This window comes from Pseudomonas brassicacearum (assembly GCF_003732265.1).
GTDB lineage: Bacteria > Pseudomonadota > Gammaproteobacteria > Pseudomonadales > Pseudomonadaceae > Aquipseudomonas > Aquipseudomonas brassicacearum_D.
On record NZ_MOBK01000264.1, the window covers coordinates 1 to 591 of the forward strand.

The window sequence follows — 591 nt, forward strand, 5'->3', positions numbered from 1 at the left end:
GGTCGTTTAACTACCCTTCTCTTCATTGTCTGTACTGACGCCTTCGCGAGCAGGCTCGCTCCCACAGAGATACGAGCCAATCACAAGATTTGTGAGTCTTCCACCCACTGTGGGAGCGAGCCTGCTCCGGGCGGCGATCCGACGAAAACAATCGATCAAACAACACGTCTTCTGCGCCCTTGCGCGCATTTAATGTTCGAAAATTTTCTTTTAGCCGCCCTTCGATGAGTTTTTTCAATCGAATGCGACTGGCTGCGCGCGTCTTTATGGGCTACCATTTTCGCAAATGAACATTCATGTTCGATTTCCAATATAGAAAATCAAAAGAACCCTGAAAAGTCTGGTCAGCCAGTTGCCGAAACCGCACAGCGGCAGCTACGAATATTCTGCCCACGGTCAGGGGCATTTCCTCAACGTGCGGTTTATCCCGGAGCTGAACTGGTACCTGTTTGTCGATAAACGCGAAGACGGCGCGCTGAGTGAAATCCGTCAGTCGCTGTACCTGAATCTGCTGATCTGCCTGTTGGTGACGCTGATTGTTCTGGCGCTGCTCAACCGCGTGATCAAACGCTACCAAAGCAAAATCCAGGC

1 pseudogene is annotated in these 591 nt (G+C 51.1%); it reads left to right on the plus strand.

Annotation, left to right across the window (positions count from 1 at the left end):
• Nucleotides 1-328: 328 nt before the first annotated feature.
• Nucleotides 329-591 (plus strand): annotated as a pseudogene (locus tag BK660_RS31180) (GGDEF domain-containing protein); the annotation flags it as partial.